The organism is Thermodesulfovibrio sp. TK110, from assembly GCF_054658355.1.
Map to the genome: position 1 here is coordinate 1,411,590 of NZ_BAAHNB010000001.1, position 15,390 is coordinate 1,426,979.

Genomic DNA, 15,390 nt, shown 5'->3' on the forward strand with positions numbered 1-15,390 from the left:
ACTCTATAGAAAAATTGATATAATCAAATCAACTAATTCTCTGGAGGGGTCAATTATGGTTATCTTAGGAGTAAATGTTGACCATGTTGCCACTGTAAGGCAGGCAAGAAAAACTTTTGAACCAGACCCTGTAATGGCTGCAACTCTGGCAATAGTTGGTGGAGCTGATGGAATAACGGTTCATCTAAGAGAGGATCGCAGGCACATACAGGACAGAGACCTTAGAGTTCTAAGAGAAGTTGTTCCTTGTGAGCTAAATCTTGAAATGGCTGCAACTGAAGAGATGATTAACATAGCACTTGATGTAAAACCTGATATGGTAACACTTGTTCCAGAAAAAAGACAGGAACTTACAACAGAAGGTGGCTTAAATGTTATTGAACGTAAAGATTCTCTTAAAGAAGCAATTAAAAAAATCAAAGAAGGTGGAATTCCAGTAAGTCTTTTTATAAATCCTGATAGAGCTTCTATTGAGTGCTCCAAAGAAGTGGGAGCAGACATGGTAGAAATTCACACAGGATATTACTCTGAAACAAAAGGAGAGAGTCAGCTTAAAGAACTTGAAAGAATTAAAGATGCTGTTTCCTTTTCTTTAAGTCTTGGACTTAAAACAAATGCAGGACATGGATTAAATTATTACAATGTAAAACCTGTTGCAGCAATAAAAGGATTAAGAGGACTTTATATTGGACACAGCATAATTGCAAGAGCTGTTTTAGTTGGAATTGAAAGAGCAGTAAGAGAAATGAAAAATCTTATTAAAGAGGCTTGTATGAATGCTTAAAGTAGATGTAACTTATCAAACTCTTTCACAATACTTAATTGAAATAAGAGAATATATTCAGGAAATCTCTGATTATCAATGGATTGTTGCTGAGATAGCAAAAATAGATCTTGATAAAAACGGAAACTACTGGATTGAACTTGTTGAGAAAACGAACAATGAAATTGTTGCAAAATGTGATGCTGTAGTATGGAGCAGGAATGCTGATACTGTTTTGAACTTCTATATGAAAACAGGTATGGAGATTCAAAAGGGTATAAAAATTCTTTTTCTCGGCAAAGCAACTTTTCACGAAAAGCACGGTTTTAAGATAAGTATTTATCAAATTGATCCCTCCTTCAGTCTTGGAGAGATGGCTTTAAAAAAGAAAGAGACAATAGAAAGGCTCACAAAAGAGGGACTTATTGAAAGAAATAAACATCTTGAAGTTCCTGTTATAATTCAAAGGATTGCAATTGTATCCAGCGAATCTGCAGCTGGATACGAGGATTTTTTAAAAATTCTGATGGGCAATAGATACGGTTTTAAGTTCTATACAAAACTTTTTGATGCCTTTGTTCAGGGAGACTCTGCTGTAAATTCTTTAATAGAGGCTTTTCAAAGATGTGCGTTTGAAGCCAAAGCTTTTGATGCTGTTGTTTTAATTCGTGGTGGTGGTTCGGTTGCTGATCTTGCAATTTTTAATGACTATGAACTGGCAAAAACAATGGCTTTAATGCCAATACCTGTATTTACAGGAATAGGACATACAAGAGATGAAACTGTTGCAGACTTTGTTGCCTCAATGTCTTTTAAAACTCCTTCTGAGGTTGCTAAATTTATACTTGACAGAGCACTGGATTTTGACTCAAGGCTTGACACCCTGAGGCAGAGAATTATTCACAGGATTGAGAGTTTTCTTAATGTTGAGACTTCAAGGAATCAAAGCCTTGAGGAAAGATTCCAGCTGGTTGTGAAAAACTCAAGAGAGAAAATTTTACAGAAAATGAATCTGATCATAAGCGAAGTTCATAATAGTGTTTTAAAAAAGGTTCACGGTCAAAAAGAGCTACTTTTCAAAGTTAAACAGCAGCTTTATAAAAAGACAAATACAGTACTGACAACAGAGGAAGTAGAGCTCACAAACATAAACAATAAGGTAAAAATGAAAATTAACGAAAACTTGACAAAACAGAATTTCAGAATAAGTTCTTACATGGAGAGCCTTTTTACAAAGTTGAAAAACGTGATCTCATTGAAAAATATTCAGATAGAAAGAGTAAATGAAAAGCTTCGTCTTCTCAGTCCTGAAAATATTTTAAAAAGAGGTTACAGTATTACCTATTTAAATGGAAAGGTTTTGAAAAATTCTCAGGAAGTTCCTCTGAGGGCTAATATACAGATTCAGCTTTATAAAGGAAATCTTACAGCAGAAGTAACGCAAAAGGAGGAAAACAATGGAGAACTTAAGCTATTCTAAGGCAATGAAAGAGATTGAAGAAATTCTTAAGTTTATAGAATCACAGGAAGTTGATGTGGATGTTCTTGTTGAAAAGGTAAAAAGGGCAACAGAACTTATCCGTTTTTGCAAAAGCAAGCTAAAAACTGCAGAAGAAGAACTTCATAAAACCTTAATTGCTCTTGAAGAACCAGATTCTACAGAGGTTGAACCATTTTAAATGAGTTTATGGAAAGAAAATGTCTATTTTGTTTTAGTTGAGCCAAAAGAGCCTGGAAACATTGGCTCTTCTGCAAGAGCAATAAAAAACATGGGTTTCAGGAAACTCACCCTTGTAAATCCTTCTGCACTAACAGATGAAGCTTATTGGATGGCATGGGCAAGCAAGGATGTTCTTGAAAAAGCTGAAGTTTATAAAAAACTTGAAGATGCGCTTATAGATAAAGCACTTGTGGTGGGTGTAACTCGTAGAAGAGGCTCAAAAAGAGGAGCAATTCTTGATGTAAAGGATGGAGTAAAAAGAATTTTTGAAGTAGCTCAGAATAACAGGGTTGCCATACTTTTTGGAAGAGAGGACAAAGGACTTTTTAATGAAGAAGTGGAAAAATGCGGATATCTTATGACAATCCCCTCATCAGAACTACAACCTTCATTAAATCTTGCTCAGGCAGTTTTAATAGTTGCCTATGAACTCATGAGATGTGAAGAAATAAAAGATTTTCACATGCACAGGCAGTTTTATGTGGATCAGCAGGAACTTAACAAACTTTATGAAAGACTTTTTACAGTTCTAAAACAAATTGGATACATGCCTGATAATCCTGATCTTGAAAAAAGAATAATGAACAATTTCAGGCATCTTTTTGGAAGAACAGGTCTTACTTTCTGGGAACTAAAACTCCTTCATGGAATCTGCACACATATAGAGGAAAAGCTTGAAAATTCAGGTTGAAATCCAGCAGATTATCTGATATAATTTTAGCAAAATGGATATTAAAAATCTTATTCCATATACTGAAAGCATTCCAGCACCTGCACAAATTTTTATTCTGCTTGAACAGTTATTTTTTCTGATTCACATTGTGCTTATAAATTCTATATTTGGTTTGAGTTTTATAACAGTTTACAAACTATTAAAATCCTCTGACATGATTGAAAGCCTGCAAAGGGATAAATCAATTGCAAAGCAAATCCCGATTCTTTTTGCCCTTGCAATAAACATGGCTATTCCAGCACTTTTATTCATTCAGGTTGTTTTTGGACATTTCTTTTATACAAGTTCTGTTCTTTTAGGAACTTTCTGGATACTGATTATTCCCCTGCTTATAATCGCTTACTATGCATCATATTTTCATTACAGAAAATTTGAGAACCTCAGATTAGCAAGGCTTTCTCTTTTAACTGTAATTTTTATAATGCTTTACATTGCCTTTATTCTTGTTAACAATCTATCTCTTATGGAAGAGCCTGAACAGTGGAAAAAATACTTTGAAAACAGAAGTGGAACAATTCTTATGTGGAATACATTGAGCATATACCCAAGATATTTACATTTTATAGTTGGTAGTATTGCCATAGGCGGCTTCTTTTATAGCCTCTATTACAATTTCAGAAAAGATATGGAGCAAAAATTGCAATACCTGAAAATTAAAGAGGGCTTAAAAATTTTCAGTTATGCCACCATGTTGCAGATTTTTGTTGGAATTCTATTTCTTATGAGTCTTCCTGAAAAAGTTATGCGTAACTATGTTGGTGGTGATTTTCTGGCAACCACAATATTTGTTTCTGGAGTAATATTTGCTATAATTACACTATTTTCAGGGCTAAAGGAGAAATTGACTACTACAGCTTTTTTTCTTCTTTTAACCCTATTTACCATGATAATAAATCGTTACTACCTAAGAGTATTTCAGCTTGGCGAGAACTTCCGTATCTCTGAGCTTAAAATTATGCCTCAGTGGGATGTTTTTGTTACCTTTCTTCTAATTTTTGGTGCTGGCATAGCAGTTATATTTTACATGATTAGAATTGCCTTTTATAAAGAGGTCAAAAAATGAACTATCCTGTCTGGGAACTTTACTATCTTAACTCTGGTACACTGATAGCAATAATTGCTGTGCTTCATGTGTTTATCTCCCACTTTGCCGTAGGTGGTGGCATATTTCTCTGGCTTACAGACCTTAAAAGCGTAAAAGAGAGCAATATTGCTTTAAGACAGTATGTGCGGAAACATATATGGTTTTTCCTGCTTCTTACAATGGTTTTTGGTGGAGTCTCAGGTGTTGGAATATGGTTTATAATTGCTCTTTCAAATCCATGGGCTACTTCTGTGCTCATTCATACATTTGTTTTCGCATGGGCAATTGAGTGGGTTTTCTTTCTTGTGGAGATTGTATCACTGCTTATATATCACTATAAATTTGATAAACTTTCAGAGAAAAAGCGCCTGAGAATTGCCTTTATCTATGCAGCTTCTGCATGGTTAAGCCTTTTCATAATCAATGGAATTATAACATTTATGCTCACACCAGGGCAGTGGCTTAAAACTTACAATTTCTGGGACGGTTTTTTCAATCCCACCAATCTTCCAGGACTTTTTTTCAGAACTGCTATCTGCATAATGTTTGCAGGACTTTTTGGTTTTGTTACAGCAGTATTTGAAAAGAATGATAATTTGAGACAAACACTTCTTAGATACTGTGCAAAATGGCTTTATGTTCCCCTTCCCTTCCTCATGTTTTCAGGTTTATGGTATTTTTATTCAGTCCCAGAAAATGCAAGACTTACAAACTTTGTCCTTAATCAACAAACTGCCTCTGCTTTAAATGTATTCATAGCTACTTCTGTCTTACTCTATCTTTTTGCGTTAATCATGATAATGAAAACCTCCAGGGCATTGAATCGTGCTGCTGTTTTTTTGCTATTAGTTATTGGACTTTTATGGATTGGTGGATTTGAATACATGAGAGAGTATGCAAGAAAACCTTATGTTATATATGGATATATGTATTCTCCTTCTATTTTGGTTTCCAATGAAGAAAGACTTAACAAAGAAGGATTTCTCAAAAACGCAAAATGGAGTCCTGTTAAAGAAGTAACAGAAGAAAATAAACTTCTTGCAGGTAGAGAACTCTTTAATTTTCAGTGTCTCAGTTGCCATACAATCAGAGGTGTTAAGAACGATATAGTTGAAAAAACAAAAGGACTTACAAAACTTGGAATACTTTCCCAGCTTTATGGTCAGGGTAAAGTCCGTGATTACATGCCTAAGTTTATTGGAACAGAAAAGGAGATGGAGGCTCTGGCAGAGTTTATAGCAAGCCTTCATGTTAAAGGAGACAGTAAAACAGCTGATTTCAAACCCATCCAGGAGGAAATATCCATTCCATCTTTCAATCCTGAAAAGGATGATTATGTATTGCTTGCATGGAGCACACTTGGTGAAAAATGCATAACCGATTCAGATAGATGGTTTTCATTTCTTTATCCGGGAAGCTCCTTTCAGGCAATACTCATAAAAAGAGGGCTTAAGCCAGAGATTGTATCACAGGACATAGAAATTCATTATGAGGTTCAGAAAGGCTATGAAAACCCTTCTAAACAAATTGAATTTTGGAAATATTCAGAGTATTTGAAAGGTAAAAAGCTTCCTGAAAATACAGGAGTTACTGGTAAAACTCTCAGCGGAATCTTTGATTATAACAGAGAGAAAAACATATTCTCAGTTGAAGGCGTTCCAGTCTTACCTTACAGAGATGACGGAACATTCAATCCCTATCCAGTTTTTGAAGCAAAGGCAATACAGAAATCTACAGGCATGGTTCTGCAGAGCACAAAGTTTGTTGCTCCTGTCTCAACAGAGCTCAGATGCTTTGAGTGTCATGGTGGCACTCCACGATGGAAAGGCATTTCAGGTATTTCCGATGAGACTGCCATAAACATCTTAAGAGTTCATGATAGAAATCATAGAACAAAGCTCCTTGAAAGTGCCCTTAAAGGAAAACCAATGATGTGTCAGAAATGCCATGAGGATTTTATTGTAAAATCAAAGGGAATAAAGGGACACAATAGTTTCTCAGCCTCAATGCATGGCTGGCATGCCAACTACATACCATGGAAAGATGAAAGAGCCTGTAACTACTGCCATCCCAATGATGCAAAAGGCAATACAAGATGTAATAGAGACATCCATGCAAAACTTGGAATTGGCTGCACACAATGTCATGGAAGGCTTGATGAGCATGCCTCAGCAGTTTTACTATCTCAGCAAGGAACAAAAACTGCCCAACTTCTTCTTAGAAATCTAAAGCCTGAAACACCAATATCAAATATAAATCCAAGAAAGCCATGGATACAGCAGCCAGATTGCCTTAATTGTCATGTGGGATTTCAGAAGCCTGAGAAAAATGTAAGAGCCTTCAATAGATGGACAACTGATGCTGAAAGTCTTTACAGAAACAGAAAAGAAAACACAGGGAAAATTCCCTGCATAGCCTGTCACAGCTCTCCCCATGCAATTTATCCATCTTTCAATGAATTCGGAAGAAATAGAGATAACATTCAGCCCATGCAGTATCAGGAAAAGCCTCTTCCAATCTCATCGGAGATGAAGTGTGAAGTCTGCCATAAAGTTAAAATGCAGGGTTCTCCTCATCATGCAAACATGTTAAGAATCTTCAGAAATAAAAAAGCTTTACAGTAATAAGTGAATTTGATAAAATGAAATTAAAATAATTCTAATCTGGAGGATAAAATATGCCTGCATTGAACAAAGAAGTTGATATTGTAAGAGGAGACACAATTTATGATGATGGCACTCACAAGTTTATCTGGCTTGGATGGGAAGAACATGAAGAGGAAGGGCTTGTTCAGGTCAATCAATATCTCATAGAAAACAGAGGCGTGGGAGTTATTCTTGATCCTGGAGGAGTTCATGTATTTCCAAGGGTTGTGGCTAATGTTTCAAGATATGTTGATCTTGAAAGAATTGAACATCTCTTTTTCTCCCATCAAGATCCTGATGTTTCATCAGGTGTAGCTTTGTGGCTAAGTGTGACCAATGCAAAGGTTTACATATCAAAGTGGTGGGTAAGATTTCTTCCCCATTACGGAATTTTTGACATGTCAAAAATTGTTCCTCTTGAAGAAGGTGGTGGAAGAATTCAGCTTCCTTCAGGTGATTACCTTGAAATAATACCAGCTCATTTTCTTCACTCAGTGGCTAATTTCCATGTCTATGATTCCCGCTCTAAAACTCTTTTTACAGGAGACCTTGGCGCTGCTATCTTTCCCAAAGGACAAAGATATACCTATGTGGAGGATTTTGACAGTCATTTAAAGCTCATGGAAGGATTTCATAGAAGATACCTTGCTTCAAACAGTGTGGTTAAAAAATATCTTGAGAGAGTAAGCAAGCTTAACATTGATGTTATAGCTCCACAACATGGAGCAATAATTTACAAAAAAGACCATATACAGAGATTCTTTAACTGGCTAAGTGGATTAAGATGCGGTGTTGACATTGCTGATGAATTCTATAAATAGGAGGACTGAATATGTTTTTTAGAAAAAAGAAAGCAAGCATTGATAATAAAAAAATGGTTGACATCAATCTTTCACTGATTAAAACCCTTTCATCTGGAATTATAAAGTCAAATCTTGTGGGTTCAACTATATCAAATACAATGGGGCTAATTGATTCCAACTTCACGAGAATAAAGGATGAGGTATCCTCAATAGCAACAGCAATGGAAGAGATAGATACAACAATCAGAGATATGTCAAGAAGTGTGGCATCCATAAATGAAGAAGTCAAAACAATGGTTACCCAGAATGAGACAATGGATGAGGAACTGGAAAAAAGAGTAAAGGACATAGAGTCTCATAACAGTAAAATTATTGAAGTGGTTAACAACATAAAGGACCTTGGACATGCCACAGAAAACATTGGTAATGTGGTAACTGCCATATCAGATGTGGCTGATCAGACAAATCTGCTTGCATTGAATGCGTCAATTGAGGCAGCAAGGGTTGGAGAGGCAGGAAGAGGTTTTGCTGTAGTTGCTGATGAAATAAGAAAGCTTTCGCAGAAAACAGAAGCTCTGACAAAGGATATTGGAAAAATTCTCGGAAATCTTAAAGATCGTGTAATTTCTGCAGTGGGAGAGGTTGAAAAAATTAGAGAATTATTTTCAAGCATAGAGGAAGACATGAAAAATATAAGAAAATCCTTTGAAAAGACAAAGATAATGTCTGATACAGTAGGTGATGCTGTTAACACTCTTTCAACAGCCATTGAAGAACAAAGTCAGGTTCTCACAGATGTCTCAAAAAGAATCACAAACACCGCCTCCATGCTAAATGAAACCTATAAGGTTTTCTCCACAGTGATTAAAGTTAATGATGAGATTTCAAAGCTGACAAAGTTCTGATAGGGATAAAGAAACTTTATTTTTTGCTTTATGTCCGCATGTGGGAGAAAAGGAACTTCTAAAATGGCAGTTGATAAAATGCTCTCAGAATGGGCTTATTATGACATCTTAGAGACTTTGATAGCTTCGCCCAATATGGGTGTTATTATTTATCACGAAAAAATACTCTTTTTCAATGAATATGCAAAAAATTTCCTTGGATATTCAGAACATGAACTTTACACCATGAGCAGCATTGATATTGTTTATCCTGAAGACAGGAAATTGATAATTGAAAACAGGGAAAGAAGATTGAAAGGTGAAAAATTTTCAAAAATTTATGAGATTCGTTTTCAGAAAAAGGATGGCTCTGTAGCTTTTGTTGAGTGTATTATACATACCATACTTTTCAGAGGAGTTTATTCAGAACTTATAGTTTTCTATGACATCAGCTCAAAAAAATATTCTGAAAACATTAAAGCAATTCTCCAGGAGATAAACAGAATAATAACTAAATCATTAACTGAAGAAGAAATATACATGGGAATCTGCAACTGCCTTGTGAAAAATTTAAATTTTAAACTTGCATGGATAGGAGTTATAGATGAAAAAAGCAATAAAATTATTCCAGCATACTATTCAGGAGATGATAAAGGGCTTTTCCAAATATATGATTATGAAATACATACAGATACTCTCTCATATGAGGCTTTACTTAGAGGAGAAATCACTATTAATCCAGACTCAAGAGAGTATGCTAAAAAGAATCAATTTGCTCTGGAACTGATAAAAAGAGGTTTTATTTCCTCCTGCACCATTCCTCTTTTTAAGAATGGAAAGGTTGTTTCTTTGTTAAAAATTTATTCAGAATTTCCAAATTATATTAATGATACCGTCATTGATATACTTAAAGAGATTCAGCATGACATATCCTTTGCTATTGAAAGAGTTGATACACTAAGACATAACATAATTATTTCAGAGGCAGTTAAACACTCTGATATGTGGATACTGGTTACAGATGAAAAAGGTGATATTCTTTATGTAAATGAGACAGTTGAAAGAATTAGTGGATACAAAAAAGAAGAACTCATTGGAAAAAATCCGAGAATATTTAAATCCGGGCTCAATCCTCCAGAATTTTACAAAGAAATGTGGGATACAATTCTTTCAGGGAAAATATTCAATGCAATAACTCCAAATAGAAAAAAAGATGGAGAAATTTTTCATGTTGACCTAAAAATTATTCCTGTGAGGCTTCCGGGAAATATCTTAAGATTTATTGCTGTTGCAAGGGATGTAACAGAAAAAATAAGACTTTCCGAAAGAATACAGAGGCTTCAGAATTATGATGCCCTTACAGGATTATTGAATATGAATGGATTTGCAGCAACTGTATCCCAGAAATTAAATGAAACTTCAGGTTTAGGCTTGTTTATTATGATAGATATTTATGATATGAGCTATATAAACAAAGTCTATGGTATCAATATTGGAGACCAGCTTCTATTCAAATTTGCAGAAAGAATTAAAAAATCCTTTAAAAACACCGATACCGTAGCAAGAATCTCCTCTGATACTTTTGGAGTTTATATGATACTGGAAAGTTCTGATGAGATATACAAAGCTTACTCCAAGCTACACGAACTTAATAACTCTGTTTTTAACTTTAATGATAGAACAATTTCTATCAATATCAATGCAGCATTTTCAGTTTATCCAAAGGATGGAGGGAATTATAACACTCTTTATGAAAAGGCAGACATTGCCCTGCAGAAAGCTAAAAAAGCAGGAGCTGGAGCAATTCTGTTTTTTGACTCTGAAATTGAAAAGGAAGCTGAAAAACGATTGCAAGTATTTACTCTCCTTAAAAAAGCCTCTGAAGAAAAACTTTTTACCTTCTATTATCAACCCTATTTTTATACAGAGTCATTAAAATTTGCAGCAGCTGAAGCTCTTGTAAGAATTATTGACAGAAACGGTAAGATATATACGCCAGATTTTTTTATTGATTATCTAGAAAATAGTCATTATCTTAGTAGTTTTGAAAATTGGGCAATTAGTGAAATTGTTGAGAAAATTAAAAAATGGAGAATAAGTCTTTCTCTTAACATTTCGGGACAAACATTCAGTAATCCCATTATTCTGTCCCTTTTATCAGCGATTCCATCTGATATAAGAGATAAACTTATTATAGAGATTACTGAAAGAACTTTCATCAATGACCCTGAATATGCCATGGAGATACTCAGACAGATAAAATCAATGGATAATCCACCTAAAATTGCCATAGATGACTTTGGAACAGGTTATTCATCAATGATTTATCTAAGAGATTTACCTGTTGATATTATAAAAATAGATAAAATCTTTATTAAAGACATGGTTAAAGATAAAAAAAGCCTTGCCATTGTTCAGACAATAATAGAACTTGCCAGAAGACTTGACAAGAAAATCTTAGCTGAGGGGGTTGAAACTCGGGAACAGTTTGAAATTTTAAAATCAATGGGATGTGACTTTGTTCAGGGATTTTTATTTTCAAAGCCTGTCCCAGAAGACAATCTCGTCTCTTTTATTGCTTAAAAAAGCCAATCTCTGTTTTAATTAAATAATGAATCTTCTTTATTTTGAAAAACCCACAAGATACATAAATCACGAGATTAATGCTGTTTACAAAGAAGGTAACCTTATCAGGTTTGCCCTCTGTTTCCCTGATGTTTATGAAATAGGAATGTCTCATCTTGGCTTAAAAATTCTTTATCACATTTTAAATAGCCATCCAGAGGTTTATGCTGAAAGGGTTTTCTCTCCATGGATTGATATGCAGGATTATATGGTAAAAAACAATATCGCACTCAGCTCTCTTGAGACAAAAACTCCTCTTAAAAATTTTGATATTATAGGTTTTTCCCTTCAATATGAACTTGCCTATACAGCTGTCCTGAACATGCTTGAACTTGGTAGGATTCCTTTAAAATGGCAGGATAGAATGAACAATAGGTATCCTCTTGTAATTGCTGGAGGTCCATGCACTGTTAATCCTTTGCCACTCAGTGAATTCATAGATGCTTTCCTGATCGGAGAGGCAGAAGAGGCAATTGTGGAATTTATAAAGGTGTTTTGTGAATGGAAGGAGTCAAATTCTTCTAAGGAATCGCTTCTAAAGGCATTATCAGGGATAGAAGGTTTTTATGTTCCCTATGCAGGCAAAAAAACTGTTAAAAGAAGATTTGTCAATGACTTAGAAACTGCTCCTTTTCCAGATGCTCCTGTTGTTCCCTATGCAAAAATTGTTCATGATAGAGTCTCCATTGAGGTCTCCCGAGGATGTCCTTCAGGATGCAGATTCTGTCAAGCAGGTTTTATTTACAGACCTTTGAGATTCAGAAGCCCTCAGAAAGTCTTTGAAATTGCAGAAAATTTAATAAAAAATACAGGTTATGAAGAACTATCTCTTCTTTCATTCAGTATAGGACATTATCCATGTTTAACTGAGCTTGTTAAAGATCTAAATAAATGTTTTTCAAAAAAAGCAGTTGCTGTCTCCCTTCCTTCAATAAGAGCTGATAAGGTAACAAAGGATTTACTTCAGGCAATCAAGTCAGCAAGAAAAACAGGATTTACAATTGCACCTGAGGCTGCCACTCACAGACTTCGCAGTGTTATCAATAAAAATATATCTGATGAAGATATTGATAAAGCCTGCAGTTTTCTCTTTGAAGAAGGCTGGCAGAATATAAAGCTTTACTTCATGATAGGACTCCCAACTGAGACAGCTGAGGACATAGAAGAAATTGTTAATCTAACAAGAAAAATAATAAAAACTGCAAAAAAATTCACAAAAAAATTTATTGAAATAAATGTTACTGTATCTCCCTTTGTTCCAAAACCTCATACACCCTTTCAATGGCTTGGACAGATTAATTTTGATGAAATGGTTAAAAAACTTGATTTTATAAAAAAAGCTTTCCATAAAAGTAAAATCCATTATAAAGGACACAATCCACAGATGAGTGTTCTTGAGGCTGCTTTATCAAGGGGAGATGAAAAAACTGGTGAGGTATTATACAGGGCATGGCTTAATGGAGAAAGGCTAAGTGCATGGTCTGATTTATTTGACTTTAACAGATGGCTCAAAGCAATGGACGAAACAGGAATTGATTTATTTAATTATGCAAAGAAAGAGTTTTCTCTTGATGAGGCTCTGCCATGGGACTTCGTTGATACAGGAGTAAAAAAGGAGTTTCTTAAAAGAGAGTTCAAGAGAGCATTTAATTCTGAATTCTCAAAGGAATGCACCTTGAAATGTGAAGGATGTGGATTGAAGTGCTCTTCCATAGGAGCTAATGAGGAAGGAATTTCCTACCCTCGGATTGGAATAACTGAAAAATCTCTGGATGAGAAATTTTCTGCCACAATGAACGATAGCAAACTATCTCAGGCTAACTTTACAGTAAGATTTTCTCATAGAAAAACAGGACTGATGAAGTATCTTTCTCAGCTTGAAATGAGCAATCTTCTTACAAGAGCATTGAGAATAGCAGAGATTCCTTTCATTGTTTCAAAGGGATTCCATCCAAAGCCTGAGATTTCCTTTGGTCCTTCTCTGCCTGTAGGAGTAGAAAGCGAAAAGGAGTATTTTGATTTAAAGATTTCTGGTGAGTTTAAGCAGGAATACATTGAAAGATTAAATAAAGTTTTGCCTGAAGGCTTAGAAATAATTGAGGCAAAAACAATTCCACAGGGAAGTCCTTCACTCAGTTCCTTTATTCAACGATACAGATATCTTGTTCAACTTGAAGAGAAGTTTATCTTTGACAAAATAGAGAATTTAACCATAAAAAGAGAAGGCAAACAGCTTCCTGTCAAGGATTTTTTAGAGGAAATTCAAATAAATGGTAATCAAGTATGTATAATAATAAAAGATTCTGTTGATAAAGCAAGAATTTCTGAGATAGTAGAGATTGTTTTTCATAAGCCTCTTAAGGAGTTAAACATAAAAAGAATTGCCATGTATGGCTTTAAAGGAAGGTGGATAGAGCCTTGAGCAATGAATTATTAATAAATGTAACAAAACAGGAATGCAGAGTTGCTCTTCTTGAGGGTGGTCAGGTCGTTGAGTTTTATATTGAAAGAAAGGGTGATTCAAGCTATGTTGGAAACATCTATAAAGGCAGAGTTGTAAAGGTTTTGAAAGGTATGCAGGCATGTTTTATTGATATAGGACTTGATAAAGCAGCATTTCTTTATGTTGATGATATAAAAGGTGGAATTAAAGATCTTTATCCTTTTCTTGAAAGTGATGAAGAAACAGAGATTGCAAAAATTGATTTTAAAGATATTTCCATAGAAGAACTTGTTCAGGAAGGACAAGAAATACTTGTTCAGGTTGCAAAGGATCCAATGGGAACAAAAGGAGCAAGGGTTACCTCAAGAATTACTCTTCCTGGTAGATATGTGGTGCTTATGCCTGGAATGGAACATATTGGAGTATCAAGAAAAATAGAAGATGAAGAGAAAAGAAAACAACTGAAAGAACTGGCAGCAAAAATTAAACCATCAGGGTTTGGATTAATTATGAGAACTGTAAGTGAAAATGCTACTGAAGAAGAGATTCAGAAAGATATAGATTTTCTTTTCCTTTTGTGGGATAACATTCAAAAGAAAAAAGATAAGGCTCATGCTCCTTCATTAATTCACAGTGAGTTTGATCTTGTCTTAAGAAGTCTTAGAGATTTTATGAGCCAGGATGTGGATCGCATGATAATTGACAGTTATGTGGAATGGCAAAGACTCAAAGAGTTTGCGCAGGTTTATTTTCCAAGAATTGCAGATAAAATTGAACTTTATGAAGGAGAAGAGCCAATATTTGATGCCTTTGGAATAGAGGTTGACCTTGAAAGAGCACTTCACCGCAAAGTATGGCTTAAGTCTGGAGGATATATTGTTATTGATCAGACAGAAGCAATGACAGTAATAGATGTAAACACAGGCAAATTCGTTGGTAAGGAAAATCTTGAAGATACAATTCTCAGAACAAATCTTGAAGCAGTTAAAGAAATTGCATATCAAATCAGGCTGAGGAATCTCGGTGGTATTATATTGATTGATTTTATAGACATGGAAAAAGAGGAAAATAAACAGAAAATCATAAATGCCATGATAGAGGCTATGAAGAAAGACAGAGCAAAAACGACAATTTACAACATTACAGAATTAGGAATAGTTCAGATGACAAGAAAAAGGACAAGAGAAAGCCTTGAACACATTCTTTGTGACAGCTGCCCATATTGCGAAGGAAAAGGAAGAGTAAAAAGCATAAGAACTGTAGCATATGAAATTCTGAGAAAACTCAGATTCATGTCAGTTCCGCAAGGAACAGAGCTCACAGTAATTGCAAACACTGCTGTTGCTGATCTGCTTACTGATGAAGAAAGAGACTCAATAGAGGAGATTGAAAATACCAGAAAATTAAGAATTACAATAAAAAAAGATCCAATGCTACATCAGGAAAACTACTCAATTCATAAAAACTTACCATAAAATGGATTTTCTCACTGAATGCAATAAATGCGGAAAATGTAAAGAGTCATGCCCCAGTTATCAGGTTTTCCTTAACGAATCCTTCTGCCCAAGAGGAAGGCTGAGGCTTATTAAAGCCTTACATGAAAATGAAATAATCTGTGAGGAATCTTTTACGCAAAGAATCTTTAGCTGCCTTCTTTGCGGAAACTGCGAAACTTCCTGTCCTTTGAATG

At 34.9% G+C, this 15,390-nt stretch carries 11 protein-coding genes and 1 pseudogene; all 12 read left to right on the top strand.

What is annotated here, in order from left to right; translation table 11 throughout:
* Window positions 1-55 precede the first annotated feature (55 nt).
* Window positions 56-784 (top strand): pyridoxine 5'-phosphate synthase, encoded by a 729-nt coding sequence (locus ACYQ3X_RS07480; RefSeq protein WP_460181183.1) that lies wholly within the window; start codon window positions 56-58, stop codon window positions 782-784.
* Window positions 777-2,243 carry an exodeoxyribonuclease VII large subunit gene (gene xseA, locus ACYQ3X_RS07485; RefSeq protein WP_460181184.1) on the top strand — a complete coding sequence of 489 codons (1,467 nt, stop codon included), beginning with the start codon at window positions 777-779 and terminating at the stop codon, window positions 2,241-2,243. Before ACYQ3X_RS07480 ends, xseA begins: the two co-directional genes overlap by 8 nt.
* Window positions 2,221-2,442 (top strand): exodeoxyribonuclease VII small subunit, encoded by a 222-nt coding sequence (xseB, locus tag ACYQ3X_RS07490; protein ID WP_460181185.1) that lies wholly within the window; start codon window positions 2,221-2,223, stop codon window positions 2,440-2,442. The genes xseA and xseB overlap by 23 nt, the downstream gene beginning before the upstream one ends.
* Window positions 2,443-3,174 (top strand): RNA methyltransferase, encoded by a 732-nt coding sequence (locus ACYQ3X_RS07495; RefSeq protein WP_460181186.1) that lies wholly within the window; start codon window positions 2,443-2,445, stop codon window positions 3,172-3,174.
* 34 nt (window positions 3,175-3,208) lie between these two features.
* Window positions 3,209-4,279 carry a hypothetical protein gene (locus ACYQ3X_RS07500; protein ID WP_460181187.1) on the top strand — a complete coding sequence of 357 codons (1,071 nt, stop codon included), beginning with the start codon at window positions 3,209-3,211 and terminating at the stop codon, window positions 4,277-4,279.
* Window positions 4,276-6,924 carry a cytochrome C gene (locus tag ACYQ3X_RS07505; protein ID WP_460181188.1) on the top strand — a complete coding sequence of 883 codons (2,649 nt, stop codon included), beginning with the start codon at window positions 4,276-4,278 and terminating at the stop codon, window positions 6,922-6,924. Before ACYQ3X_RS07500 ends, ACYQ3X_RS07505 begins: the two co-directional genes overlap by 4 nt.
* Window positions 6,925-6,977: 53 nt before the next feature.
* Window positions 6,978-7,766, top strand: a complete 789-nt coding sequence (locus ACYQ3X_RS07510) for an oxygen-binding di-iron domain-containing protein (RefSeq protein WP_460181189.1) — start codon at window positions 6,978-6,980, stop codon at window positions 7,764-7,766.
* A gap of 11 nt (window positions 7,767-7,777) precedes the next feature.
* Complete coding sequence (locus tag ACYQ3X_RS07515) at window positions 7,778-8,653, top strand: methyl-accepting chemotaxis protein (protein WP_460181190.1); 876 nt, start codon at window positions 7,778-7,780, stop codon at window positions 8,651-8,653.
* Window positions 8,654-8,716: 63 nt separating this feature from the next.
* On the top strand, window positions 8,717-11,215 hold the full coding sequence (locus ACYQ3X_RS07520; protein ID WP_460181191.1) for an EAL domain-containing protein: 2,499 nt from the start codon (window positions 8,717-8,719) through the stop codon (window positions 11,213-11,215).
* A gap of 28 nt (window positions 11,216-11,243) precedes the next feature.
* Window positions 11,244-13,679 (top strand): TIGR03936 family radical SAM-associated protein, encoded by a 2,436-nt coding sequence (locus tag ACYQ3X_RS07525; protein WP_460181192.1) that lies wholly within the window; start codon window positions 11,244-11,246, stop codon window positions 13,677-13,679.
* A complete protein-coding gene (locus tag ACYQ3X_RS07530) occupies window positions 13,676-15,175 on the top strand; it encodes an Rne/Rng family ribonuclease (RefSeq protein WP_460181193.1) in 1,500 nt (499 codons plus the stop codon). Before ACYQ3X_RS07525 ends, ACYQ3X_RS07530 begins: the two co-directional genes overlap by 4 nt.
* 1 nt (window position 15,176) lies before the next feature.
* Window positions 15,177-15,380, top strand: a pseudogene (locus ACYQ3X_RS07535) (4Fe-4S dicluster domain-containing protein); the annotation flags it as partial.
* Window positions 15,381-15,390 lie beyond the last annotated feature (10 nt).

Coding starts and splice junctions, on each gene's coding strand:
- ACYQ3X_RS07480 (WP_460181183.1), top strand. CDS start 56: ATGGTTATCTTAGGAGTAAATGTTGACCATGTTGCCACTGTAAGGCAG.
- xseA (WP_460181184.1), top strand. CDS start 777: ATGCTTAAAGTAGATGTAACTTATCAAACTCTTTCACAATACTTAATT.
- xseB (WP_460181185.1), top strand. CDS start 2,221: ATGGAGAACTTAAGCTATTCTAAGGCAATGAAAGAGATTGAAGAAATT.
- ACYQ3X_RS07495 (WP_460181186.1), top strand. CDS start 2,443: ATGAGTTTATGGAAAGAAAATGTCTATTTTGTTTTAGTTGAGCCAAAA.
- ACYQ3X_RS07500 (WP_460181187.1), top strand. CDS start 3,209: ATGGATATTAAAAATCTTATTCCATATACTGAAAGCATTCCAGCACCT.
- ACYQ3X_RS07505 (WP_460181188.1), top strand. CDS start 4,276: ATGAACTATCCTGTCTGGGAACTTTACTATCTTAACTCTGGTACACTG.
- ACYQ3X_RS07510 (WP_460181189.1), top strand. CDS start 6,978: ATGCCTGCATTGAACAAAGAAGTTGATATTGTAAGAGGAGACACAATT.
- ACYQ3X_RS07515 (WP_460181190.1), top strand. CDS start 7,778: ATGTTTTTTAGAAAAAAGAAAGCAAGCATTGATAATAAAAAAATGGTT.
- ACYQ3X_RS07520 (WP_460181191.1), top strand. CDS start 8,717: ATGGCAGTTGATAAAATGCTCTCAGAATGGGCTTATTATGACATCTTA.
- ACYQ3X_RS07525 (WP_460181192.1), top strand. CDS start 11,244: ATGAATCTTCTTTATTTTGAAAAACCCACAAGATACATAAATCACGAG.